Genomic DNA, 24,072 nt, shown 5'->3' on the forward strand with positions numbered 1-24,072 from the left:
GGCGTCAGTTTCCGAAGGCCGCGGCCGCGTCGGCTTCCAGCTTCTGCTGCGCGCCCGCGACGTCCGACGGGTTCTTCAGGAAGTCCTGGAGAGCCTTCCACTCACCCTTGCCGGGTGTGCCGCCGAAGGCCTGCGGGGCCTGGTCGGACATGTCGAAGCGGAAGTCGTCGCCCGAGTCGATCAGGGCCTTGGCGATCTTCTGCTGCACCTCGTTCGGGTACGCCGAGTTCTCCACGTTCTTGTTCGGCGAGAGGTAGCCGCCCAGCTTCGCCTGGATGGTCGCCGCGTCCGGGGAGGCCAGGAAAGTGGCCAGGGCCTGCGCGGCCTCGGAGTCCTGCAGGATGACGGCCGCGTCGCCACCGGAGACGACGGGTGCGGTGTCACCCACGGTCGGGAACGGGAACACCTTGGCGTCCGTGCCGACCTTCGCCTTGGCCTGCGTGATGTTGACCTGCGCGAAGTCGCCCTCGTAGACCATGGCGGCCTTCGGCTGGTCGCCGCCGGTGTAGACCTGCGTGACGGAGGCCGGGAAGTCGGTCTGCAGCGCTCCGTCCGCGCCGCCCGCCACATAGTCCTTCTTGCCCCACACCTGGGCGAGCGTGGTGAGCGCGTCCTTCACGGACGGGTCGGTCCACTTGATCTGGTGACTGGCCAGCTGGTCGTACTTCTCCGGGCCCGCCTGCGAGAGGTAGATGTTCTCGAACCAGTCGGTGAGGGTCCAGCCCTCCGCACCGCCGACCGAGAACGGCGTGACGCCGGAGTCGTAGACGGTCTGCGCGGTGGTGAGCAGCTCGTCCCACGTCTTGGGCTCGGTGGCCCCCGCGTTCTCGAAGACCTGGGCGTTGTACCAGATCAGGGACTTGTTGGCGGCCTTGTAGTAGACGCCGTACTGCTTGTTGTCGACCTTGCCGATGTCCTGCCAGCCCTGCGAGTAGTTCTCCTGGAGCTCCTTGATCGCCTCGGCGCCCAGCGGCTTGGCCCACTTCTTGTCGACGGCCTGCTTGATGGCGCCGGGCTGCGGCAGCATCGCGATGTCCGGCGGCTGGCCGCCCGCGACCTTCGAGCCGAGGAAGTTGATGATCGGGTCCTGGGCGGGCACGAAGGTGACCTTGGCGCCGGTGCGCTTCTCGAACTCCGCGAGGACCTTCTTGAAGTTCTCCTGCTCGGCACCGGTCCACACGGCGGCGACCTCGAGGGACTCGCCGTCCAGCTTGGGAAGGGTGACGGTGTCGGCGGTCTCCTGGCCGGATCCGCCCTGTTCGTTGCCACTGTCGTTGTCGTCGCCCCCGCATGCGGTGAGCGAGAGTGCGAGGGCGCCCGCGCATACGGCCGCCGCGGCCCTGACGGCCCTGCTTGTCCGGTTCCTGCTGCTCGTGCTGGTGCGCATCACTGCCCCGTTCTTCGTGCCTCGTCGAACGTTCGAGCGCTGTCCCGTGCGATCTGGTCTACGCCTTGGGTTTGAGGGCGGCAAGACCGCGTCCGCTGTCAAGTGGGAGATCGTGACCGGCTCGTGACCAGGGGCCCTGCGCTGGGGTGAACGTCCCTGGGGGCTGCCGCCCCCAGACCCCCGCTATCGGCCTGAACGGCCTCGTCCTCAAACGCCGGACGGGCTGGATTGCGCCGACCGGCGTTACAGGAGTGAGGGCACCTCGGTCGCCGCGACCTCCCGTGCCGCCCTCTCCACCGCACTGGCCAGCAACGCCAGGTCCGTAGGTCCGTTCCCCAGCTCGCGGACCGGGCGCCGGGCCGGCGGATCGCCCATGCGGTGCCACTCCAGCGGCACGACGGTGGGCCGCAGCGTCGCCGTCCGCGGGATACGTCCCGTGACCCGCCCGCCCTGGAACGGCACCGCTCTTCCGTCCGCCCAGGTCAGCCGGCCCCGCCCCGGTGCCGGTTCGTCCGGGCCCGCCGTCACCGCGTCCAGCGTCACCCGCAGCGTCGCCAGTCGCGCCGGCTCCGACTCCGCCGTACGGCCACCGATGGCCGCCGCGGCCACCAGATGCACGCCGAGCCGCTCGCCCTCGCGGGCCACCGCCTCCAGCGCGCGTATCACCGAGCCGGCCGCCGGCCTGCCCGGCGATCCCAGTGCGGGCGAGACCAGCGCGTCCAGGTCGTCCACGACCACCACGAGCCGGGGCAGCGGCGGCACGGCCTGGGCCTGCCGACGGGCCGCCCCCGGCCGCAGCCGGATCGTGGAACTGGTCGGCGCGTCCAGATCCCCCGTGAGATCAGCGGCACCCGCCCCCGCCGCGCGCTGTGCCACCATCCGGCCCGACAGCTCACGCCCGGTGTGCCACTCGGCGAAGTCGGACCGCCCGAGCAGCTCCGCGCGCCGCTTCAGCTCGGCGCTGAGCGACTGGGCGAACTCCCTCATGCGGACGGGGTCGTTGGCGGTCAGGTGGGTGGTCACATGCGGTATGTCCGTGCACGCCCGCAGCCCCTCGCCGTGCCCGCCGCCCCCGCCGGCGCTGTCCCGGCCGTCGATCAGCACGACGCCCAGCCGGTCCGGCCGCTCGGCCGCGGCGAGCGAAGCGACGACGGCCCGCAGCAATTCCGTACGCCCGCTGCCGGGCGGCCCCTCGATCAGCAGGTGCGGTCCGTCGGCGCCGAGGTCCGCGCCGACCGGCCCGCGCGGCCCGGCCCCGAGCACGGCACACGCCCGCCCACCGAGGGCCCGAGGGTCGTCGGCCGCGTCGGCCCACCGCGCCATCAGCGACGCCGGGGTGGCCCGGGCCAGCCCCAACTCGTCGAGCAGCCGGGCCGCCTGAGGCAAGGGCACGGACACGCGCGCGTGCCCCTCCCCGACGGTCCCCTCCGTCCGCAACGGCGCCAGGGCCCGTGCGAACCGCTCCGCCCAGGCGAGGGAGACGGCGTCCACCGCGGCGACGGTGCCGTGCCCGATGGGGCCGTGCGGGGTGGCTGCGGGGGGAGCGGCACCGGGTGCGGCGGCACCGGGCCCGGCCGGGCTGTCGCCGGCCGTGCCGTGCCCGCCCGGGGCGCTGCCGGCCGTGCCGTGAGCTGCGGCGGTCTCGCGTCCGACGGCGCCCTGCTCGGACGACCCGCCCCGTGCCACCCGCATCAGCCGCAGCGCCGTCGCCACGTCCCCGCTGAGCAGCCCGACCGCCCCGCACTCCCGGAACACCGGCGCCACCGTGCACGCCGCCTCGTAGGTCTCCGTCACCGGCGACGCGGGCGACGCCGAGGCCGTCTCGGCGAGGCACACGACGTGGATCCCGGCCCGCGGCCCCTCCAACGCCAGCCGCGCCACCGCGTCGCGCACATCGGCGCCCCCGGGATCGCCGTCCACGACGACCACGGTGTACGGCCCGGGGAACCCGTCCGTCCCGTCACCGGGCACGTCGTCCTGGGCCCACGAGGGCCGCCGAACGGCAGGCTGCGCCGGCACCTGCCCGTCCGGCACGGCCGCGGCGCCCGCGCCCCGCGGCTGCGCCGTCAGGTCCTCCAGCCGCCGCAGCAGCTCCTCGGTACGGGCCGTCGCCTGTTCGCGGTCGTAGGCCAGCAGCAGGCGGCAGTCCTGGCCGTGTCCGGGGCGGACATGCGGGAGCCAGCCCAGCCACGCCCACTCGGCGGTGCGCTCCTCCAGCGGGCGGGAGCGGTCCGCGCTGAGCAGGACCACCTCCAGGGCGTCGGGCGAGTGCAGCGCGGCGAGTTGGGCGAGCACCGCGCGGGCCAGTCCGGCGAGCCGCTCGCGTGGACCGGCCAGGCCCAGCGCGCCGACCTCCCGCAGATCGGTGGTCACCGGCACCGCGGGCAGCAGTCCCGAGGCGTCGGGCGCCGCACGGTCGGCCGTGCCGAGCCGCACCGTGAGGGCCTCCGGGTGCCCCGGTGAGCGCTCCCACAGCCGGGGCCCGGGCCCCAGCGCGGTCAGCAGCAGGGACGCCGGATCCGGCCAGGCCTCCGGCAATTGGGACCGGCTCGTCGGCGCGGGGAGCCCGGTCGCCTCGGCCGGCTCGTCGACGTCGTACGTCCCGTGCCGGACCGCATCCTCCTCGCCGCGCCCGCCGGCCAGCCGCCGCGCCCACGCCGTGAGACCGCCGCGCCTGCGCACGCCCGGCGGGACGTCGGTGCCCCGCAGCGGGGTGCCCCTGCGGGTGCTGCCGGCCGCTGTGCCGTCGGTGAGCCCGGTCCCGGCGGCCGTGGACGCACCAGGGAACAAGTCCCCGGCGTCTTCCTCGCCTTGCCGCCCGTCGAGCGCGCCGACCCCGAAGCCCGCGCCGTGCGTCTCGCCGCCGCGCGGCCCCGGGAGCGGCGGATGCGCCCCTGCGTGCCGCTCGATGCGCGGTGCCCCGCCCTGGAGGGGCACGACGGGCGGCTCGCCGGTGCCGTGTTCCTGAGCGGTCGGCCGCGCTCCCGAGGAGGCGTCCGCGCCGCTTCCGTCCGCCACGCGTGCGTGCGGCACTGCAGCGTCACCCCGCCCGGGTGCCGCCGGGCCGTCGGCCTCGCGGCCGCCCCCGGCAGGGACACGGGTGTGCCCCTCCCCGTCCGGCTCCGTCCGCACCCGCGCCCCCGGGCCGCCGGCCGGAGTCAGCCGCAGGGCCGATTCGCCGATCCGCAGCAGGGCGCCCGGTACGAAGCGCACCGGACGGGTGGTCAGCCGGGTGCCGTCCAGCGTCGTGCCGTTGGTGGAGCCGAGGTCGGCGACCGAGACGCGGCCGTCGGCGGCGACCGTGACCGCGCAGTGCAGCCGGGAGACGTCCGGGTCGTCGAGTGGTACGTCGGCCTCGGCGGAGCGGCCGATGCGGATCTCGCCGCCGTGCAGAAGGTGGACCCCGCCCGCGTCCGGGCCCGCCACGACATGCAACTGCGTCGGGGCGTCGTCCAGCTCGGGGTGGGGCTCGGGCGCCGCGGGGGCGCCGATCGAGAGTACGGCGCCGTCTATCAGAGGGGGCTCGCCGAGGGTGCTGCGCCGGTCGTCGAGGCGCTCCGCGCCCGCGTACAGCACGATCGGGCCGTCGCTCCCGGACACCGCCGAGGCGAGTGCCGAGGCCACCGTGGCCAGGGCCGTGCCCGCTGGTGCCGTGACCAGCACGTCGCAGCTCGCGGCGCGGCCACGCGCCGGGGCAGGCGGGGCCAGCGGGTCTACGACGGTCAGCCGGATCTGCATCGGCGTCAGCGGTCCCTTCTGCGCTGGCGCGGACCAGGGCCCTCCAAGACGGCCCTCCCCACCCCACACGAGCACATCGGCCAGTACTGCACGCATCCTTGCACCTGCCACTGACAACGCGCCTCCCGCCCGAAGACAAGTGATCTTGATTGGTCGGCTCTGCCCGCAAAAGTGCCTGACAGATGACCTACCGACGACCGCTTGAGATCGGTCACGTCCGCTTGCGGCAACCACGAGACAGAGCCGAGCGTCTTTCCTTCGAACATGTACGGGAAGCCGTACGTAAGACGCACAGAAAGAGGACCGGCCGGTGCCCCGGGGCACGGCACTACAGTGGGTCGGAACGTAGGCAAGCAGCAGGGAGCGCGACGTGCGGCCGGTAGGCAGCAAGTACTTCCTCGAGGAGCCGCTGGGTCGCGGCGCCACGGGGACCGTCTGGCGGGCCCGCCAGCGGGAGACCGCGGGCGCCGAGGCCGCGGTGCAGGGGCAGCCCGGCGAGACCGTCGCGATCAAGGTCCTCAAGGAGGAGCTCGCGAGCGACGCGGACATCGTCATGCGGTTCCTGCGGGAGCGGTCCGTCCTGCTCCGGCTGACCCACCCGAACATCGTCCGGGTCCGTGACCTGGTCGTCGAGGGTGAGCTGCTGGCGCTCGTCATGGACCTCATCGACGGCCCCGACCTGCACCGCTACCTGCGCGAGAACGGCCCCTTCAGCCCGGTCGCCGCGTCCCTGCTCACCGCGCAGATCGCCGACGCGCTGGCCTGCAGCCACGCCGACGGCGTCGTCCACCGCGACCTCAAGCCCGCCAACGTCCTGCTCCAGCAGAACGGCGGCCAGATGCACCCGATGCTGACCGACTTCGGCATCGCCCGCCTCGCCGACTCCCCGGGCCTGACCCGCACCCACGAGTTCGTCGGCACCCCCGCGTACATCGCGCCCGAGTCCGCCGAGGGCCGTCCGCAGACGTCCGCCGTCGACATCTACGGCGCCGGAATCCTCCTCTACGAGCTGCTCACCGGGCGTCCGCCGTTCGGCGGCGGCTCCGCCCTGGAGGTCCTGCACCAGCACCTGAGCGCCGAGCCGCGCCGCCCGTCCACGGTCCCCGACCCGCTGTGGACCGTCATAGAACGCTGTCTGCGCAAGAACCCCGACGAACGGCCCAGCGCCGAGAACCTCGCCCGCGGCCTGCGCGTCGTCGCCGAGGGCATCGGCGTGCACGCGAACTCCGCGCAGATCGCCGCGGCCGAGGGCGTCGCCGCGCTGCTCGCGCCCGACCCCGCGCCGGCGGCCGTGCCGGGCTCGGCCGACCCCACCCAGGTGCTGCAGCACGGCGCGCCCCCGGGGGCGTACGACCCGAACGGCGCGACCAGCGTCATGCCGCACACCGGCGCCCCCGGCCAGGCGGGCGCCGCGGACCCCACGGCCGTACTGCCGAACACGGGCGGCCCCGGTGGACGGGGCGCCGCCGACCCGACGGCCGTCATGCCGCCGGTGCCGCCGGGACAGCCCGGTCAGCCCGGTCCGGAGGACCCGCACCCCTGGCAGAACCAGCTGCGTGCCGCCCGGGACCGCAACGAGCAGACGCAGGTCCAGTACCTCGACCCCAGCCAGGACCCGCTGCGCAGGCGCCCCCAGCGCCAGGCCGCCCGCCCGCAGCAGCAGCCCCAGCAGCCCCAGCAGCAGCGCCCGCCGCAGGGCTACGGCCATCCCCAGCAGCACCAGCCGCAGCAGTACGCCCCGCAGCGTCAGCCGCAGCAGCAGCCCCAGCGGTACGCCCCGCCGCCCACGCCGGAGCCGCAGCGGCCCCAGCGCGAGCCGCGTCAGCCGCGTCAGCGCAGTGCCAACCCGATGCGGATCCCCGGCCTGGGCTGCCTCAAGGGCTGCCTGTTCACGATCGTCATCCTGTTCGTGGCGGGCTGGCTGGTCTGGGAGCTGAGCCCGTTGCAGGAGTGGATCGGCACGGGCAAGGGCTACTGGGACCAGCTCGGCGACTGGTTCAGCACCGTGAGCGGGTGGATCGGGGACCTTAGCGGCTCGGGTGGCGGCTCGGGCACGAGCTGACCCGGGGGCCGACGGGGTACGGCGTCGGCTGGTTTGGTTATTTGTCGACACCTGGCGGGTGATTTCCGCCTCGGCGGTGAAGGTTGGCTCTTCGGACGCGTAGCTTTAGCGACACACGCGTCTGTAGGAGCAGCCTTGGCACGGAAGATCGGCAGCCGGTACACCGCCAACCAGATCCTGGGGCGGGGCAGCGCCGGCACGGTGTGGCTGGGCGAGGGGCCCGAGGGGCCCGTCGCCATCAAGCTGCTGCGCGAGGACCTCGCGTCCGACCAGGAACTCGTCGGACGCTTCGTGCAGGAGCGCACGGCTCTGCTCGGCCTGGAGCATCCGAACGTGGTCTCCGTACGCGACCTCGTGGTCGACGGAAACGACCTCGCGCTCGTCATGGACCTGGTCCGGGGCACGGACCTGCGCACCCGGCTCGACCGCGAGCGGCGACTCGCGCCCGAGGCGGCCGTGGCGATCGTCGCGGACGTCGCCGACGGGCTGGCGGCGGCGCATGCGGGCGGGGTCGTGCACCGGGACGTCAAGCCCGAGAACGTCCTGCTGGACATGCAGGGGCCGCTGGGACCCGGGGGCGCCCATCCCGCCCTCCTGACGGACTTCGGCGTGGCGAAGCTCATCGACTCACCGCGCCGCACCCGCGCCACGAAGATCATCGGGACGCCGGACTACCTGGCGCCGGAGATCGTGGAAGGGCTGCCCCCGCGGGCCGCGGTCGACATCTACGCACTGGCGACCGTCCTGTACGAGCTTCTCGCGGGCTTCACCCCCTTCGGCGGCGGCCACCCGGGCGCGGTGCTCCGCCGTCATGTCACGGAGAGCGTGGCGCCGCTGCCCGGCATCCCCGACGAGCTCTGGCAACTGCTCGTGCAGTGCCTGGCGAAGGCACCGGCCTCGCGGCTGCGGGCGTCGGAGCTCGGGGCGCGGCTGCGGGAGCTGCTGCCGTGGGTGGCCGGGATGCCGCCGCTGGATGTGGACGAGCCGGACGCGGAGCCTGCGGAGGACGAGGCTCCGGTCGCCGAGGAGGCGGCGCCGGCGGGAGAGCGGGTGCGGCGGCGGGGAGCGGTCCCGTTGGTGCCGGGCGCGAAGCCGGCGGACTCCAACCGGGACACGCATACGTCGATGAGGGTGCCGGGGCCCGACGAGCTGGCCGGGGGTGCGCGGGGTACGGCACGGGTGCCCCGGGCAGCGGGTGCCCCCGCCCGGGCTCCGCCCGTCATCGTGCCGTGACGCGTCGGCGCCGGGTGGCGGTGGGGGCGGCCGCGGTGGCGCTGGTGGCGGCGGCGGGGGTGGGCGCATGGCTGGCGACCTCGGAGGACGACGCCGGGGCGACACCCCAGGACACGAACAACACGGCTCCGGCGACCCCGTAGCTTCGTCGCCCCAGCCCCCGGCCCGGTCACCCGGCATGGCCCGCTTGGCGGAGCCGTTACGCTGGAGGCGTGGCAGTCGTCGATGTATCCGAAGAGCTCAAGTCCCTCTCCTCGACCATGGAGTCGATCGAGGCCGTTCTGGACCTCGACAAGCTGAGGGCAGACATCGCCGTGCTCGAGGAGCAGGCGGCCGCGCCGTCCCTGTGGGACAACCCGGACGAGGCGCAGAAGATCACCAGCAAGCTGTCCCACCTCCAGGCCGAGGTGCGGAAGGCCGAAGCCCTGCGTGGCCGGATCGACGATCTCGCCGTGCTGTTCGAGATGGCCGAGGAGGAGGACGACCCGGACACCCGTGCCGAGGCCGAGTCCGAGCTCGCCGCCGTCCGCAAGGCGCTGGACGAGATGGAGGTGCGGACGCTCCTCAGCGGCGAGTACGACTCCCGGGAGGCGCTCGTCAACATCCGTGCCGAGGCGGGCGGCGTCGACGCCGCCGACTTCGCCGAGAAGCTGCAGCGGATGTACCTGCGCTGGGCGGAGCAGAAGGGCTACAAGACCGAGATCTACGAGACGTCGTACGCCGAAGAGGCCGGCATCAAGTCGACCACGTTCGCCGTGCAGGTGCCGTACGCCTACGGCACGCTCTCGGTCGAGCAGGGCACCCACCGGCTCGTGCGGATCTCGCCCTTCGACAACCAGGGGCGCCGCCAGACCTCCTTCGCGGGCGTCGAGATCCTTCCCGTGGTCGAGCAGACCGACCACATCGAGATCGACGAGTCCGAGCTGCGGGTGGACGTGTACCGGTCGTCCGGTCCCGGCGGTCAGGGTGTCAACACCACCGACTCCGCGGTGCGGCTCACCCACCTCCCCACCGGCATCGTCGTCTCCTGCCAGAACGAGCGGTCGCAGATCCAGAACAAGGCGACCGCCATGAACGTTCTCCAGGCGAAGCTGCTGGAGCGGCAGCGCCAGGAGGAGCGGGCCAGGATGGACGCCCTGAAGGACGGCGGCAGCTCCTGGGGCAACCAGATGCGGTCGTACGTGCTGCACCCGTACCAGATGGTCAAGGACCTGCGCACCGAGTTCGAAGTCGGCAACCCCGAGGCCGTGTTCAACGGTGAGATCGACGGGTTCCTGGAAGCCGGGATTCGCTGGCGCAAGCAGCAGGAGAAGTAACTTTGTCGACAAGGCAACTGCCGCCATCCCGGCGGCAGTTGCCTTTTCTGTGCCTGCATGTCTGGGTTTTACATCACACTCACAGACTCCAACCCCTGGCATAGCCCCCGTATTTGGACATGGCGCACGCAAACGGCCTTGACGTGTCTTTGAAAAATGGGAAGGGTAAAGCGCGGCATGCGTATCTCTGGGGCGCATGTGAACCGGGGGATTCGAGTTAAGCGACGTCCTCCGTCGATCACGGCCCCCGAGCGCCGCCTCACTGACGATTCAGCTACTGGGGGTAGCAACCACATGACGAAGAAGACGCGGATCCGTATCGCGCGCCTCGCGGCCGGTGCCGTGATCGCGGCCGGTGCCTCGCTGACCGCTGCGGGTGCGGCTTCGGCCGCGCCGTCGGAGGACTGCCTGCTCGGCATTTGCATCGGTGGAGAGGACGACCCGACCGACCCGGCGCCCACCGACCCGCCGACCGAGGACCCGATTCCGACGGACCTCCCGACCGACCCGATCCCGACCGAGGACCCGATCCCGACCGAGGACCCGACCGTCGAGCCGACCGAGCCGGAGGAGCCCACCGAGGACCCGACCACCGAGCCGACCGACCCGGGCAACGGGAACGGCAACGGCAATGGGAACGGCAACGGCGGCGGCAACGACAACACCAACCCCGACGGTGGCACGTCCCCCCAGGAAGAGGGTTCCTCCTCCCTGACGGAGACCAACACCGACAGCACGGGCACCGGCGCCAACACGTCCGCCCAGGGCAACGGTGAGGAGCTCGCCGAGACCGGTGCCGCTGAGACCACGTTCCTGCTGGTCGGCGCCGCCACGATGATCGCCGGTGGTATCGGCTTCCGCATTCTGCCGCGCCTCGTGGGCGGCCGTGGTGGTGCGGCTGCCTGACGGTAGCCGGTCGTCCACGCTGCGTGATTCACGCCGTACGGCCGAGGGGCCCGGAGCGCATTTCGCTCCGGGCCCCTCGCCATGTCCGCACGTCAGTACACGGTGCGGGCGTCACCCTATGCCGTCTGGTGCGCCAGCAGTGCCACAGCCGCGATCAGCACCGCCAGCAGGGCGATCAGCGTCATGGGGTTCAGACCCGCGAACGGGTTCTCCTGCTGCAGCCGCTCACGGTTCGCCCGGCACACGGGGCAACGGCCCTCACTCACGGGCGCGGCACAGTTCGCGCACACCAGCCGGTCGTACGTCATGCGCCACCCTCCTAGCCAGTTCCCTCCGGGGGGTTCAACGGGTTCCGCCCCGAGAACGTTCCCCCCTCCACAATGCCAGGTTCCCCGGGAAAGGGCGCGGGCGCTCCCGGAGGGGTGGTTGCCAACCCGGCACAAATTGCACAAGCCTCGCGCAACCCCTCCCGGTGCCTGCGCCCCCGCCCCCGGTTCGCGTATGGTCACGCTCATCTACCCCCGGCGACCCATGGTGCATCCGTGATCCGACTCGACAACGTCTCCAAGGTCTACCCCAAGCAGACCCGCCCCGCACTCAGGGATGTGTCCCTGGAAGTGGAGAAGGGCGAGTTCGTGTTCCTCGTCGGGTCCTCCGGCTCCGGAAAGTCCACCTTCCTGCGGCTGATCCTCCGCGAGGAGCGGTGCACTCACGGGCAGGTGCACGTCCTTGGCAAGGACCTCGCGCGCCTGTCCAACTGGAAGGTGCCGCAGATGCGCCGCCAGCTGGGGACCGTGTTCCAGGACTTCCGGCTGCTGCCGAACAAGACGGTCGCCGAGAACGTGGCCTTCGCGCAGGAGGTCATCGGCAAGTCCCGCGGCGAGATCCGCAAGTCCGTGCCGCAGGTGCTCGACCTCGTCGGGCTGGGCGGCAAGGAGGACCGGATGCCCGGTGAGCTCTCCGGTGGTGAGCAGCAGCGGGTGGCGATCGCCCGGGCCTTCGTCAACCGGCCCAAGCTGCTGATCGCCGACGAGCCCACCGGCAACCTGGACCCGCAGACCTCCGTCGGCATCATGAAGCTGCTCGACCGGATCAACCGGACGGGCACCACCGTGGTGATGGCGACGCACGACCAGAACATCGTGGACCAGATGCGCAAGCGCGTCATCGAGCTGGAGCAGGGCCGCCTCGTCCGCGACCAGGCACGCGGCGTCTACGGCTACCAGCACTGACCGCGACCGTCCACGGAAAGGCCTGAAGAAGACGCCATGCGCGCCCAGTTCGTACTCTCCGAGATCGGTGTCGGTCTCCGCCGCAATCTGACGATGACCTTCGCCGTCATCGTCTCCGTCGCCCTGTCGCTCGCCCTGTTCGGCGGGTCGCTCCTGATGAGCGACCAGGTCAGCACCATGAAGGGCTACTGGTACGACAAGGTCAACGTCTCGGTGTTCCTCTGCAACAAGAGCGACGCCGAGTCCGACCCCAACTGCGCCAAGGGCGCGGTGACCGACGACCAGAAGAAGGAGATCCTCGCCGACCTGGACAAGATGACGGTCGTCGAGAAGGTCGTCTACGAGTCGCAGGACCAGGCGTACAAGCACTACAAGGAGCAGTTCGGCGACTCCCCGCTGGCGGCCTCGCTCACGCCGGACCAGATGCAGGAGTCGTACCGGATCAAGCTGAAGGACCCGGAGAAGTACCAGGTCATCGCGACCGCCTTCGACGGGCGCGACGGTGTGCAGTCGGTGCAGGACCAGAAGGGCATTCTGGACAACCTCTTCGGGCTGCTGAACGGCATGAACTGGGCCGCCCGGGCCGTGATGGCGCTGATGCTCGTGGTCGCGCTCATGCTGATCGTCAACACCGTGCGGGTGTCCGCGTTCAGCCGGCGGCGTGAGACGGGCATCATGCGGCTGGTGGGCGCCTCCGGCTTCTACATCCAGGCGCCGTTCATCATGGAGGCCGCGGTCGCCGGGCTCATCGGCGGGTCGGTCGCCTGTGCCTTCCTGGTGATGGCGCGGTACTTCATCATCGACCACGGTCTGGCCCTGTCGGAGAAGCTGACGCTGATCAACTTCATCGGCTGGGACGCGGTGTTGACGAAGCTGCCGCTCATCCTCGCGACGAGCCTGCTGATGCCCGCGTTGGCAGCGTTCTTCGCGTTGCGCAAGTATCTGAAGGTGTGACCAACGCCAAGGGGGCCGTCCGGTCAACGGACCGTACGGCCCCTCGCGTTGTCCTAGACTCACCGGCATGTCAGGTCGTGACCTGTTCTGTCAGCCCCGCCGCTTCGGCCGCGGGGCCGCCCTGACATTGGTCTTCGCGAGTGTGCTCGTCGCCGGTGCCGCGACCGGCTCGCTGCCCGGCCCTGACCGGAAAACCCCGCCGACGCCGCCGGTTCGGCCGCTCCGGCGGGCCGGCACGTGGATGTCGCCGAGGCGGCCGCCGAGGCCATGGCCGCGGGCAAGTCCCCCATGGAGGCCGCCGAGCGCGCGGTCAGCCGCAGCGGGGACCGCTGGGGCGCCGTCTACTCCCAGGGCGAGTACGAGGAGTTCGAGGAGGCCCTCGACGGCGAGTACACCGGCGTCGGGCTGTGGGCGCGCCGCGAGCGTGACGGCCGTATCGAGGTGACCAGGGTGCGGGCGGGGTCGCCCGCCGCCGTCGCCGGGATCCGCGCGGGCGACCTGGTGCGCAGCATCGACGGCAAGAAGGTCGACGGGCGTCCGGTCACCGAGGTCGTCTCCTTACTGCGGGGCGACGCGACCGACGCGGACGCGGGTACGGCGGTGGAGGTGGGGCTGGAGCGCGGCACGTACGCGTGGGACCTCACGCTGCGCCGGGCCCGGCTGTCCACCGACTCGGTCACCGTGCGACAACTCGCCGACGGCGTCACCGTCATCAAGATCGCCTCCTTCACCAAGGGCTCCGGGGACGCGGTCCGCGAGGCCGTACGACACGCCCCGGCCGCCACCGGCGTCGTCCTCGACCTGCGGGGCAACTCCGGCGGCCTGGTCACCGAGGCCGTCACCGCCGCCTCCGCCTTCCTCGACGGCGGCCTCACCGCCACCTACGACGTCGACGGCGACCAGCGCGCCCTGCACGCCGAACCCGGCGGCGACACCGCCAGACCCCTGGTCGCGCTCGTCGACGGCGGCACGATGAGCGCGGCCGAGCTGCTCACCGGTGCTCTGCAGGACCGCGGCCGCGCGGTCGTCGTGGGCACCCGCACCTTCGGCAAGGGCTCGGTCCAGATGCCGAGCCGCCTCCCCGACGGCTCCGTCGCCGAGCTGACCGTCGGGCACTACCGCACCCCTTCCGGGCGGACTGTCGACGGCCGCGGCATCACCCCCGACCTGGAGGCCGACCGACAGGTCCTGGAGCGGGCCCAGACGGTCCTCAGCGGCCTCGGCGACTCGTAAATCGGCTTTCCGCGCACCCCCTCCGTAGTGCGAAAATGGACGGCACTATGAGCAAGGGAATGTACGTACCCAAGGAGTCCCAGCCCAAGCAGGGCGGCGGGGCGGCGGCCGGCAAGACCCGAGACGGCGAGAAGGGCGGCAAGCGCAAGATCGTCGCCCAGAACAAGAAGGCCCGGCACGACTACGCGATCATCGACACCTTCGAGGCCGGCCTGGTCCTCATGGGCACCGAGGTCAAGTCGCTGCGTGAGGGCCGGACCTCGCTGACCGACGGCTTCGTCCAGATCGACCAGGGTGAGGCGTGGCTGCACAACGCCCACATCCCGGAGTATCACCAGGGCAGCTGGACCAACCACTCCGCGCGCCGCAAGCGCAAGCTGCTGCTGCACCGCGAGGAGATCGACAAGCTGGAGGCGAAGTCCCAGGAGACGGGTCACACGATCGTGCCCCTCGCCCTGTACTTCAAGGACGGTCGCGCGAAGGCCGAGATCGCTCTGGCGCGAGGCAAGAAGGAGTACGACAAGCGCCAGACGCTGCGGGAGAAGCAGGACCGGCGGGAGTCGGACCGGGCGATCGCGGCGGCGAAGCGGCGGCAGCGCGCCCAGTAGCGGGCCGCCCCAGTAGCAGGCAGCCCCAGTAGCAGGCTGCAAGGAATACGCTGGCATGGTCGTGCGTTGGTCACGTACGATGGCACTGCACCTCACAGAGGGTGCGCGCCCCTCTCCGGTCGCCGGAGGTTTGCCGGAGGGGATTGAAAAAACAACATGGGGATGATCGGTTTCGACAGCGGCTGTTCAAGCAGGGGAAGCGTGTCGAGGAAGCGGCAATGATCTCGTAAACCATATGTCGCAACCAATAATCGCCAATTCCAAGAGCGATTCCCGCGCCTTCGCCCTCGCTGCCTAATAAGCAGTGAGTGAAGGCCCTAACGGGTGTCAGCCCGGGGGTGTTCCCGACCCGGACCCTGGCATAATCTAGGGGACTAAACCATCGAACCCGGTCACGGGGTTCGATGGGAAACCAAACAGTGACTGGGCCCGTCGGCGACTTGTTCGCGTGATCGCCGGGGCCGAGAAAATCGCAGCGAACTGCACACGGAGAAGCCCTGCTTCTGCACCGTTGGACGCGGGTTCGATTCCCGCCATCTCCACGATCGGGAGGTTTCCGAACCTCCCTAACCCATGTGGGCAAAGGCCCCGCCGCCTTCGGGCAGCGGGGCCTTTGTCATGCCGGGACGGTCACGCCGTGCTCTGCGGGGCCGGAGTGATCTGTGACACCCCTGTGACCGGAGGTGTGGGTTCCGCCACAGACCGTGGGTGCGGTCCCTGGTGAGCTGGGCGGATGCCTACCGCCTCGCGCACCGTCCCCGCTGCCCTCGCCGGTGTTCTGCTGCTGGCCGCGTGCGGTTCCCAGAGTGCATCCCAGGGCGATGACGCGACGAGGGCTCGCGGCGCCGGGGCCCCGGTCGGCGCCGTGTCGCTGTGCCCGTCGGACTTCGTGCAGTACGGCAGCCCGCCGCCGTCCGTCGAACCGGCCGTCACACCCTCGGGTACGCCGACGCCGCTGCCCCTGCCCTCCTCGGTCGACGGTCCGGGCGAGGACGGGGTCGAGGTGACCGGCCTGTACGCCTGGGGGCAGGACAGCGGCTGTGACGCCGACTTCTCCGCCGAGTTCGAGGTCACCAACCGGGGTACGCAGGCGGCCACTTACACGGTGACCATCGGGTTCCTGTCGGCGTCCGGAGGCGCCGTCGACAACGTCGAGCAGACCGTCGCGTCGGTCGAGCCGGGACGGACCGTCAAGGCGGCCGTCGCCATGACGGGGCCCGCCCCGGGCGCCCCCGAGGTGACGGGCGCGGAAGTGATCAAGGTACGCAGCGTTCCCGTCGTCGAAGGGTCGTCCGCCTCGGGGCCGTGCCCGGCGTCCGGCGTGCACGTCTACGCCGACCGGGGAGACGCCGCCATGGGGCTGCGCGTCGTCGGACTGCATCTCGTCAACTGCGGCACCGGACCTACGAGCTCCATGGCTACCCGCAGCTCGAACTCCTCGACGCGGACCACGACATCGTCGACGGCGTGCGGATCCTCCAGGGCACCGATCAGATCAGCACCGGCACCGGTGGGACCGGTCGGCCGCAACCCGTGGTGCTGCGGCCGGGTGAGGCCGCCCGGTCGACCCTGGCCTGGCGCAACACCACCGAGGCGGGCGTCGGCGACCCGGTCAACGCGCCGTACGTCCGGGTGCGGGCCAAGCAGGGCGCCGACCCCGTGACGGTGATGCCGGAACTGGACCTCGGGACGACCGGCAAGCTCGGCGTAGGGCCGTGGAAGAAGGACGAGACGTACCGGTGACCGGCCCTCTCGCCGTCCTGGCGGGTGCCCTGGCGCTGGGCCTGCTCGTCCATCCGCGCATCGCGCACGGCGTCAAGGTTCTCGTCCTCACCGCGCCTCCGGTGGCGGGAGTGGCCTGGCTCCTGGACGAGGTGTTCGGGCGGCTCGGCGTCGCTCTCACCGTCGTCGCCGTGTACGTCGTCGTGCTGGTCGCGCTGAACGGACTCATCGGCCATCCCCGCCTCCCGGCCTGGGCGAGGGCGGCGGCGTTCGTCACGATTCCGGTCGCGGCGGCGGCCTGGCTGCTGGTCGTCACGGCGGACGACACGGCCAAGGACCCCGGCGAGGACCCGTGCTCCATGCGCTACGGCGGCGTCGGCGTCTCCAAGGCGTTTCCCCCGCAGGCGTACTGCCTCTACGAGGACGGCGGGACGCACAACCTCGCGGCGGGCGCCCAGTTCGTGTTCTGGGTCTGCTTCTTCAGCAGCCTGCTGCTGCTCGCGGCCGGGCTGTGGGAGGTCGCGCGTGATCCGGGCAGGCTCGTGCGGCAGTTCCGTACGGACCCTCGCCCTCTCGATGAACCACCATGAACCACCATGCGTGAGACGTCCGTTGTGGTGTCCCACTCCATATCGACGGGTCGTTCATGCTTCTACGGTCCCTCCGCATGACACAGACCAGAGCCGCAAGCCGTCGAATCGCCGTCTGCGCGAGCCTTCTCGCCGCCCTGATCGCCGCTTTCCTCACCCCGGGCCGGGCCGAGGCCGCCTCCCTCCAGGAGGTCACCGGGTTCGGCTCCAATCCCGGTGCGCTGCGCATGTTCCGGTACGTCCCCGACGGGCTGCCCGCCGGCCGGCCCGTGGTCGTCGCACTGCACGGCTGCACGCAGAACGCCTCCGGATACGGCACCGGCAGCGGATGGCTCCAGCTCGCCGACCGCTGGGGCTTCTCCGTCGTGCTGCCGCAGCAGCAGAGCACCAACAACGCCTCGTCCTGCTTCAACTGGTTCCAGAGCGGCGACATCGCGCGCGGCCAGGGCGAGGCCGCGTCCGTCGCCCAGATGGTCGACCGGCAGCTCGCCGACACCTCCGCGGACGCGTCGCGGGTGTATGCCACCGGGCTGTCCGCCGGGGGCGGGATGACCGCGGTGATGATGGCGGCGTACCCGGAGAAGTTCGCGGCGGGCGGGATCGTCGCCGGGCTGCCGTACGGGTGTGCGCAGGCGGCCGGGTCGCCGTATGTGTGCATGTACGTCGGGGCGACGCAGACCCCGAAGCAGTGGGGGGACCGGGTGCGGGCCGCCCGGCCGGGGTACGCCGGGCCCTGGCCTACCCTCGTCGCCTTCCAGGGCACGGCCGACTACACCGTGAAGCCCGTCAACATGGCCGACCTGGTGAAGCAGTGGACCGATGTGCACGGGAGCGATCAGGCCGCCGACGTGAGTGACACCGTGGCCGGGTATCCGCATCAGGTCTTCCGGGACGCGGGCGGGCGTGCGGTCGTGGAGACGTACAGCGTCACCGGGATGGGGCACGGGCAGCCCGTCGATCCGGGGAGCGGGAGCGAGCAGTGCGGGAGCGCCGGGGCGTATGTCCTCGACGTGAACCTGTGTGCCGCGTATCGGATGGGGCGGGCCTGGGGACTGGGGTGAGCCGAGGGCGCTCTGTCGCCGCGGGCGGTTGTCCGGGATGCTGCTGAAGCATGAGCGGACCCGTGAGAACTTCCGGGAGATGCGTCAACTCCCCTAGAAGACTGTGGATATGGCCCGTCGCCGCGGCGCTCGTCGCCGCCGTCCTGGGGCCCGGCGCGCAGGCCGGTGCGGACTCGGACCGCACCGGCCTGCCGGAGGCCGTCGACACCATCCTGGGCGACGCGCGGATGGAGGGCGGCGTGGCGAGCGTCGTGGTGGCGGACGCCGGTACCGGTGAGCTCCTCTACCGGCATCTGCCCGCCACCCGGCTGATGCCCGCCTCCAACACCAAGCTCGCCACCTCGGCCGCGGCCATGGAGATCCTCGGGCCGCAGTACCGGTTCACCACCGACGTGCTGACCACCGGGCGCCGGCACGGCTCCGTGCTGCGGGGCGACCTGTATCTGCGCGGCACCGGGGACCCGACCCTGCTCGCCGGCGACTACGACCGGCTCGCCGCGCGTCTCGCCGCGTCGGGGATCACACGCGTGGACGGGCGGCTGATCGCCGACGACACCCGGTTCGACAGCGTGCGGCTCGGGCGGTCCTGGGCCGCCGACGACGAGTCGTCGTACTACTCGGCCCAGATCAGCGCGCTGAGCGTGGCGCCGGACACCGACTACGACACCGGGACCGTGATCGTCACGGTCGCGCCGGGGGATCAGGCCGGTGCCGAACCGGTCGTCACCGTCACGCCCGGCACCGACTACGTCGACATCGACGTGCGGGCCACGACGGTCGCCGCCGGCGGCGCGAACGACCTCACCGTCGAGCGCGAGCACGGCACGAACACCGTCGTCGTCAGCGGTACGACACCCGTCGGCGGCGCCGGTGCCAAGGAGTGGGTCAGCGTGTGGGGGCCCACCGGGCATGCCGCCGCGGTCTTCCGGGACGCGCTCGCCGAGCGTGGCGTCAAGGTCGTGGGGCCGACCCGCCTGGGACGCCGGACTCCCGCGGGAGCGACGGAGTTGGCCTCGCACGACTCCATGGCTCTGAAGGACCTGCTCATCCCGTTCATGAAGCTCTCCAACAACATGCACGCCGAGATCCTCACCAAGGCCATGGGCCACGAGGTCTCGCGGCAGGGGAGCTGGGGCGCCGGGCTGGACGCGATCAGCGGCTACCTCAAGGGCGTCGGCGTCGACGCCGTGAAGGTGCGGCAGGTCGACGGCTCGGGGCTCTCGCGGATGGACAACTTCGCCGCCGGGCAGCTCGTCGAGCTGCTCCTCGCCGTGCGTGCAGAGCCCTGGTACGCCGACTGGCACCGTTCGCTGCCGGTCGCCTGCGACCCCGACCGCTTCGTCGGCGGCACGCTGCGCTCACGGATGTGCGGGACACCGGCCGCGCTCAACGCCCGTGCCAAGACGGGGTCGTTGACGGGGGCGTCGGCGCTTTCCGGGTACGTCACCGACTCCGGCGGGCGTGAACTCGTCTACGGCATCGTCCTCAACAACTATCTGGCCTCGTCCGTGAAGCCGTTGGAGGACGCCATCGTGGTGACGCTGGCCCGGTCGTCCGCGGAGGCGGCCGGGCCGGCGTCGATCCGCGGGGGCGGGACGAACACGGACGTCGAGTGTGCTTGGCGCAAGCCCGACCTGTGCTGAGGCCGAATGGCCCGCCCCGGACCCGTACGGGGGAATTCCGGATCCGGGGCGGTGCTGAGGGGGCCGCGGCGGCGCGTTACTCCGCGGCGCCGGGCGTCGGCGTCACTTGAAGGCGTGGACGTTGCGCCGGGCCCAGCCCGCGAAGGAGCCGGCCGGGCGGCCGAGGATCTTCTCCGTGTCGGAGCTGACCCGCTGCTCGGCGGGGAGGGGCTCGCCGAGGATGTCGAGCGTGCCGTCGATCACCGGCTCGGGCATGAACTGCGCCATGTGCTCGCGCGCCTGCTCACGGGTCAGCTCCACGAAGCCGACCTGCTCACCGATCGCCTCGGCCAGCGCCGCCGCCTGCTCGCGCGGGGTGACGGCGGCCGGGCCGGTCAGCTCGTACGTCCGGCCGCCGTGGCCCTCCTCGCGCAGGACCACGGCGGCGACCTCGGAGATGTCCGCCGGGTCCACGACCGGCAGCGCCACGTCGGCGAACGGGGCGATCACCGCGCGCTGCGTGCGGACGGGCTCGATCCAGGCGTAGGCGTTGGAGGCGAAGCCGCCCGGGCGAAGGATCGTCCAGTCCAGGCCCGAGGAGCGCACGGCCTCCTCGAACTCCCGCAGCCGGCCGTGCGAGAGGGCGTCCGGGCGGGTGCCGTTGATCTGCGAGGAGAGCAGCACCACGCGCCGCACGCCGGCCTCCCTGGCCGCCGCCAGCACGTCGACGGCGGGCGCGCCGCCGCCGAGCAGCTCACCGGCGAGCAGGATGAACAGCGCCTCGGCGCCGTCCAGGGCGGGGCCCAGGGTGGCGGGATCGGCGAGGTCGGCGCGGACATGCCGCGCTCCCTCCGGAAGGTCGTAGGAGAGGGGATTGCGGGAAACGGCCGTCACCTTCTCGCCGGCGGCGGCGAGGGTCTCGACGAGCGGGCGGCCGACGTTTCCGGAGGCTCCGGTGACAACGAACATGAGAACTCCCAAAGGTGTGTGAAGAGGGTGGAGTTGGGGCGGATCCACGCGATGTCTGCGACGTTAGCATCCTCCGTATAGTAGGTACCTAGAGGAAAGTGACTATGTGGCTGCCGCATCCTGGAGCACCCCGTAGCGCGCCATCAGGTCGCGGCCCAGGCGGGCCAGGTGTTCGCGTGCCTGGGGCGGGCCCACCACCTCGACCCGGGCCCCCAGGCCCGCCAGCTGCGCGGCCAGCACCTCCACCGACGGCCCGGCGGCCTCGATCTCCCGTCTGCCGTCCTCGAGTAACCGGCCGATGCTCAGCCGCCCGCCGAGCAGCCGCTGGAGCACGGGCAGGGCGTCCTGATCGGCCCGCGCCGACACGGTCGCGGCGAGGAGGCGGTCCTCCAGCCGGGTGACCAACGTCCGCCAGGCGGCCGTCAGATCGAAGTCGGCGGGGCGGCGGACCGGCTCCTCGGTCGGCTCCGCCGAGGTCACCCGGCCCAGCCGGAAGGAACGCAGCCCCTCCGACGTGCCGGCCACCAAGTACCAGTGGCCCGCCTTGAGGACCAGCCCGAGCGGGTCCACGGTCCGCTCGTGCGGTACGCCGCCGGGGCGGGCGTAGCCGAGCCGGACCCGTACGCCGTCCAGCACCGCCCGCTCCAGGGCCGTATGGTGCGGGCCGCTCGCCATCACGGCCGTGCGCGACCAGTCCTGGTCGTCGACGATCCGCGCCCGGGACGCCGCCTCGGCATGCGGCCGCAGCGGCTCCGGCACCGCCCGCAGCAACTTCCTGAGCGCCGAGCGCAGTTCGGGGGAGGCCGCCGAAGAGCCCGCGGCCAGGAACAGCGCCTGTACCTCCGGCGAGGTGAGCCCGGTCAGATCCGTGCGCGCTCCGCCGACCAGCCGCCATCCGCCGCCCCGGCCGCGCTGCGCGTACACGGGGACGCCGGAGGCGATCAGGGCCTCCAGGTCGCGCCGCGCGGTACGTTCGGAGATCTCCAGCTCGGCGGCGAGTTGCGCGGCGGTCACCCTGCCGCGCGCCTGGAGGAAGAGCAGAGCCGCCACCAGTCGGTCAGCTCGCATCAGTGATCAGCCTTTCCTGGAAAGTGGCCGGAGGGTGGCCTGTTTGGCCGGAAGACTCGATGCCATGACGAACTCCATGAGCGACCCCCGCAACGGACTGCTGAAGGCCGTCGACCTGGCCGGTGACGTGCTCGCCTCGGTGCGGCCCGAGGACCACGACCGCACCACGCCGTGTCCGGACTACTCGGTGCGCCAACTGTCCAATCACCTTGTCTCCGTGCTCCGCCGGGTTGCCGTGATCGGCGCCGGCGGACAGTTCTTCAGCGTTCCGCACTTCGCCGAGGACGTCGCCGACGGCGCCTGGGCCGAGGCCTGGGCCGTCGGGACGAAGGAGCTGCGGTCCGTCTGGACGGACCCGGCGGTTCTGGGCCGGGAGATCGGGCTGCCCTGGGGCCCGTACCCGGCGCCGCCGCCGCGGTCATCTACACCAACGAGTTCGTGCTGCACACCTGGGACCTCGCCAAGGCGACCGGCCAGAACCCCGCCTGGGACGACGACGTCCTGGCCGCACCGCTCGCCGCCATGCAGCGCGCCGTGCCCCGCGAACCGCGCGGCGGCCAGGTGCCGTTCGGCCCCGTCGTGGTCGTCCCCGAGGACGCCCCCGCCATCGACCGCCTGGTCGGCTGGTACGGCCGTAGGCCCTGAGCCCGTACAGCACGTCCCCCGCGAGGCCGCCGGACCCCGTTGTCCGGCGGCTTTTCGTGGTGTCGGGACGTGACCGTCAGGCACCTATGGACTGCGGGAAGCGGAAGAACCGGTACGGGTCGTACTTGGACTTGATCCGGGTCAGCCGGGAGTAGTTCTCCGCGTAGTACGACGCCTTCCAGTCCTTCAGTGACGGGTCCATCCAGTTCTGGTAGGTCTCGCCGTTCGACAGCGGGTCGATCGTCGCGAAGCCCTTGTCGGCCCAGGCGTTCGCGACCGCCTTGGCCTCTTCGGTCACCTGGGCCGGGTCGTTGATCAGCACCCGGTAGTTGACCGAGAAGAGCGAGTCGCGGTGCACATACGCCGTGGCGGTGCGTGCGACGTCGTTCGCGGCGCCCCCGAAGAAGTGGAAGTCCAGGTAACGCGCCTGCCCAGCCCTGCGGTTCGCGTCGAACGCCGTCATCACGTCCGCCCAGCCGCTCGCCGGGTACGGCTCGCTGCCCAGCCGTGTGCGCTCCAGGCCGTACGCCGGGCGGGACAGCGTGCCCTGCGAGGTCTTCTCGGAGCGCTGGCACTGGGCCTCGGTGAGGGTGGCGCAGCCGAATATCATCATCATGAGCTGCTGGTACGTCATGACGCCGTCCTGCCGCTGCGCGGGAGCGCCCGTCAGGGCGGTCAACCGGGCCGCCTCACCGGCGAGTTCTGTCGGGGTCCCGCGGGAGGCGAGGAAGACGTTGGCCTGCGGCACCGAGCCCGGCGCCGCGTCGGGCTGTACGACGTAGGCACCGCCGCCGACGGTGTGCGGGGCGTCCACCAGCCACCGGGCGACGCCGTCGAGGACGTCGGCCATCCGGTCGTAGGGGAAGATCAGGTTGCTGATGGCCATCTGGTCGCCGCTGTGCGGGGTGACCGTGAAGCGGGTGACGATGCCGAAGTTGCCGCCACCGCCGCCGCGGATCGCCCAGAACAGGTCCGGGTACTGCTTCGCCGAGGTGGTCACCACGCGGCCGTCGGCGAGCACCACCTGGGCGGCGGTCACCGCATCGCTCGCCATGCCCGTCGGCCGGGTCAGGAAGCCGAAGCCGCCGCCCTGCAGGAAGCCGCCGGCGCACACGGTCGGGCAGCCGCCCTCGCTGACCACGAGGTGGTGCGGGGCCAGCGCGTTGAGGATGTTGACGTTCTGCGCGCCCGGGCCGATCTCCACCGACGAGGGGCTCTTCACCGTCACGGCGTTGAGCCTCGACACGTCGATGACCATGCCCGGCGTCGTGGACCAGCCGCCGTAGTTGTGGCCGCCGCTGCGCACCGCCGTACGGACGCCGTTGTCCTGGGCGAAGCGCACGCAGACCGAGGCGTCCGCCGCGCTCGCGCAGTAGGCCACCGCCTGCGGGTTGACGGTGTCGAACTGGCCCAGCTCCAGCTGCCGGGCGACGGAGTAGTAGGGGTCGGTGGGCAGCACGAGCCGGCCCGAGAGCCTGGCCGCGAGTTGGTTCCACGGTGTCCCCGAGCCCTCGGCGGCGACGGGGATGGCGGGCACGAGGGCGATGCCGGCTGCGGCCGAGCCGGCGCCGAGCAGGGTTCTACGACTGATCACACGGTGTCCCAGTGTCGATGCGGGTGTGGTGGAAGGAGGTTCGGTGAGGGTTCGGGGGCCAGGGGCTGGGGCCGGGGGCCCGCACCGGGCGGCGCGTGGGGGTGGCACCCCGCCCTGTGCGGGCCGGTCTCG

General features: G+C 72.0%; 18 protein-coding genes, 1 other RNA gene and 3 pseudogenes. 15 read left to right on the plus strand and 7 right to left on the minus strand.

Features of this window, described 5'->3' with window-relative positions; translation table 11 throughout:
• Positions 1–4: 4 nt before the first annotated feature.
• Both OHO27_RS25325 and OHO27_RS25330 read right to left on the minus strand, forming a co-directional pair.
• Positions 5–1,387 (minus strand): ABC transporter substrate-binding protein, encoded by a 1,383-nt coding sequence (locus tag OHO27_RS25325; protein ID WP_328427276.1) that lies wholly within the window; start codon positions 1,385–1,387, stop codon positions 5–7.
• A 243-nt stretch (positions 1,388–1,630) separates the two neighbouring features.
• Positions 1,631–5,125 carry an FHA domain-containing protein gene (locus OHO27_RS25330; RefSeq protein WP_328430543.1) on the minus strand — a complete coding sequence of 1,165 codons (3,495 nt, stop codon included), beginning with the start codon at positions 5,123–5,125 and terminating at the stop codon, positions 1,631–1,633.
• 370 nt (positions 5,126–5,495) lie between these two features.
• On the opposite strand from OHO27_RS25330, the gene OHO27_RS25335 reads away from it, so the two are divergent.
• The 4 genes and pseudogenes from OHO27_RS25335 (at position 5,496) to OHO27_RS25350 (ending at position 10,642) form a co-directional block, all read left to right on the plus strand.
• Entirely contained in the window at positions 5,496–7,187 is a 1,692-nt protein-coding gene (locus OHO27_RS25335; protein ID WP_328427277.1) for a serine/threonine-protein kinase, read from the plus strand.
• 135 nt (positions 7,188–7,322) lie between these two features.
• A pseudogene (locus OHO27_RS25340) lies at positions 7,323–8,563 on the plus strand (serine/threonine-protein kinase).
• 69 nt (positions 8,564–8,632) lie between these two features.
• A complete protein-coding gene (prfB, locus tag OHO27_RS25345; protein ID WP_328427278.1) occupies positions 8,633–9,736 on the plus strand; it encodes a peptide chain release factor 2 in 1,104 nt (367 codons plus the stop codon).
• Positions 9,737–10,030: 294 nt separating this feature from the next.
• Positions 10,031–10,642, plus strand: coding sequence for an LPXTG cell wall anchor domain-containing protein (locus OHO27_RS25350; protein WP_328427279.1), 612 nt, complete (start codon positions 10,031–10,033; stop codon positions 10,640–10,642).
• 116 nt (positions 10,643–10,758) lie between these two features.
• Here the strand turns inward: OHO27_RS25350 and OHO27_RS25355 are convergent, their stop codons facing one another.
• Positions 10,759–10,950 carry a hypothetical protein gene (locus tag OHO27_RS25355; RefSeq protein WP_048586204.1) on the minus strand — a complete coding sequence of 64 codons (192 nt, stop codon included), beginning with the start codon at positions 10,948–10,950 and terminating at the stop codon, positions 10,759–10,761.
• 234 nt (positions 10,951–11,184) lie between these two features.
• Here OHO27_RS25355 and ftsE point away from each other — a divergent pair, with 234 nt between their 5' ends.
• From ftsE to ssrA, 5 genes and pseudogenes are all read left to right on the plus strand, one after another.
• Positions 11,185–11,874: a cell division ATP-binding protein FtsE gene (gene ftsE, locus OHO27_RS25360; protein ID WP_328427280.1), complete on the plus strand. Its 690-nt coding sequence runs from the start codon at positions 11,185–11,187 to the stop codon at positions 11,872–11,874.
• A 36-nt stretch (positions 11,875–11,910) separates the two neighbouring features.
• Positions 11,911–12,828: a permease-like cell division protein FtsX gene (gene ftsX, locus OHO27_RS25365; protein ID WP_328427281.1), complete on the plus strand. Its 918-nt coding sequence runs from the start codon at positions 11,911–11,913 to the stop codon at positions 12,826–12,828.
• A gap of 67 nt (positions 12,829–12,895) precedes the next feature.
• Positions 12,896–14,061 (plus strand): annotated as a pseudogene (locus tag OHO27_RS25370) (S41 family peptidase).
• Positions 14,062–14,120: 59 nt separating this feature from the next.
• Positions 14,121–14,669: an SsrA-binding protein SmpB gene (gene smpB, locus OHO27_RS25375; RefSeq protein WP_328430544.1), complete on the plus strand. Its 549-nt coding sequence runs from the start codon at positions 14,121–14,123 to the stop codon at positions 14,667–14,669.
• 158 nt (positions 14,670–14,827) lie between these two features.
• Positions 14,828–15,214, plus strand: a transfer-messenger RNA (tmRNA) gene (gene ssrA / locus OHO27_RS25380).
• A 553-nt stretch (positions 15,215–15,767) separates the two neighbouring features.
• On the opposite strand, the gene OHO27_RS25385 is transcribed toward ssrA, so the two are convergent.
• On the minus strand, positions 15,768–15,929 hold the full coding sequence (locus tag OHO27_RS25385; protein ID WP_328427282.1) for a hypothetical protein: 162 nt from the start codon (positions 15,927–15,929) through the stop codon (positions 15,768–15,770).
• 45 nt (positions 15,930–15,974) lie between these two features.
• Between OHO27_RS25385 and OHO27_RS25390 the strand changes: the two genes are divergently transcribed.
• The 4 genes from OHO27_RS25390 (at position 15,975) to dacB (ending at position 19,685) form a co-directional block, all read left to right on the plus strand.
• Positions 15,975–16,412, plus strand: coding sequence for a DUF4232 domain-containing protein (locus tag OHO27_RS25390; protein ID WP_328427283.1), 438 nt, complete (start codon positions 15,975–15,977; stop codon positions 16,410–16,412).
• Entirely contained in the window at positions 16,409–16,981 is a 573-nt protein-coding gene (locus OHO27_RS25395) for a hypothetical protein (RefSeq protein ID WP_328427284.1), read from the plus strand. The genes OHO27_RS25390 and OHO27_RS25395 overlap by 4 nt, the downstream gene beginning before the upstream one ends.
• A gap of 77 nt (positions 16,982–17,058) precedes the next feature.
• Positions 17,059–18,042 (plus strand): extracellular catalytic domain type 1 short-chain-length polyhydroxyalkanoate depolymerase, encoded by a 984-nt coding sequence (locus OHO27_RS25400; RefSeq protein ID WP_328427285.1) that lies wholly within the window; start codon positions 17,059–17,061, stop codon positions 18,040–18,042.
• Between the two features lie 50 nt (positions 18,043–18,092).
• Positions 18,093–19,685 (plus strand): D-alanyl-D-alanine carboxypeptidase/D-alanyl-D-alanine endopeptidase, encoded by a 1,593-nt coding sequence (dacB, locus tag OHO27_RS25405; RefSeq protein ID WP_328427286.1) that lies wholly within the window; start codon positions 18,093–18,095, stop codon positions 19,683–19,685.
• A gap of 102 nt (positions 19,686–19,787) precedes the next feature.
• Here dacB and OHO27_RS25410 read toward each other — a convergent pair whose 3' ends face one another.
• Together OHO27_RS25410 and OHO27_RS25415 are read right to left on the minus strand one after the other, a co-directional pair.
• Entirely contained in the window at positions 19,788–20,633 is an 846-nt protein-coding gene (locus OHO27_RS25410; RefSeq protein ID WP_328427287.1) for an SDR family oxidoreductase, read from the minus strand.
• 102 nt (positions 20,634–20,735) lie between these two features.
• Positions 20,736–21,701 (minus strand): helix-turn-helix transcriptional regulator, encoded by a 966-nt coding sequence (locus OHO27_RS25415; RefSeq protein WP_328427288.1) that lies wholly within the window; start codon positions 21,699–21,701, stop codon positions 20,736–20,738.
• Between the two features lie 76 nt (positions 21,702–21,777).
• Here OHO27_RS25415 and OHO27_RS25420 point away from each other — a divergent pair.
• Positions 21,778–21,960: pseudogene (locus tag OHO27_RS25420) on the plus strand (maleylpyruvate isomerase N-terminal domain-containing protein); the annotation flags it as partial.
• Between the two features lie 179 nt (positions 21,961–22,139).
• Complete coding sequence (locus tag OHO27_RS25425) at positions 22,140–22,346, plus strand: hypothetical protein (protein WP_328430741.1); 207 nt, start codon at positions 22,140–22,142, stop codon at positions 22,344–22,346.
• A gap of 76 nt (positions 22,347–22,422) precedes the next feature.
• On the opposite strand, the gene OHO27_RS25430 is transcribed toward OHO27_RS25425, so the two are convergent.
• Positions 22,423–23,940 (minus strand): FAD-binding oxidoreductase, encoded by a 1,518-nt coding sequence (locus tag OHO27_RS25430; RefSeq protein WP_328427289.1) that lies wholly within the window; start codon positions 23,938–23,940, stop codon positions 22,423–22,425.
• Positions 23,941–24,072 lie beyond the last annotated feature (132 nt).

The sequence above is a fragment of the Streptomyces sp. NBC_00443 genome, assembly GCF_036014175.1.
GTDB lineage: Bacteria > Actinomycetota > Actinomycetes > Streptomycetales > Streptomycetaceae > Streptomyces.

Excerpts from the sequence above, each read along its gene's own strand:
- smpB (WP_328430544.1), top strand. The coding sequence starts at position 14,121 with ATGTACGTACCCAAGGAGTCCCAGCCCAAGCAGGGCGGCGGGGCGGCG.
- OHO27_RS25400 (WP_328427285.1), top strand. The coding sequence starts at position 17,059 with ATGACACAGACCAGAGCCGCAAGCCGTCGAATCGCCGTCTGCGCGAGC.
- OHO27_RS25330 (WP_328430543.1), bottom strand. The coding sequence starts at position 5,125 with ATGCAGATCCGGCTGACCGTCGTAGACCCGCTGGCCCCGCCTGCCCCG.
- dacB (WP_328427286.1), top strand. The coding sequence starts at position 18,093 with ATGAGCGGACCCGTGAGAACTTCCGGGAGATGCGTCAACTCCCCTAGA.
- OHO27_RS25325 (WP_328427276.1), bottom strand. The coding sequence starts at position 1,387 with ATGCGCACCAGCACGAGCAGCAGGAACCGGACAAGCAGGGCCGTCAGG.
- OHO27_RS25415 (WP_328427288.1), bottom strand. The coding sequence starts at position 21,701 with ATGCGAGCTGACCGACTGGTGGCGGCTCTGCTCTTCCTCCAGGCGCGC.
- OHO27_RS25350 (WP_328427279.1), top strand. The coding sequence starts at position 10,031 with ATGACGAAGAAGACGCGGATCCGTATCGCGCGCCTCGCGGCCGGTGCC.
- ftsX (WP_328427281.1), top strand. The coding sequence starts at position 11,911 with ATGCGCGCCCAGTTCGTACTCTCCGAGATCGGTGTCGGTCTCCGCCGC.
- OHO27_RS25355 (WP_048586204.1), bottom strand. The coding sequence starts at position 10,950 with ATGACGTACGACCGGCTGGTGTGCGCGAACTGTGCCGCGCCCGTGAGT.
- OHO27_RS25410 (WP_328427287.1), bottom strand. The coding sequence starts at position 20,633 with ATGTTCGTTGTCACCGGAGCCTCCGGAAACGTCGGCCGCCCGCTCGTC.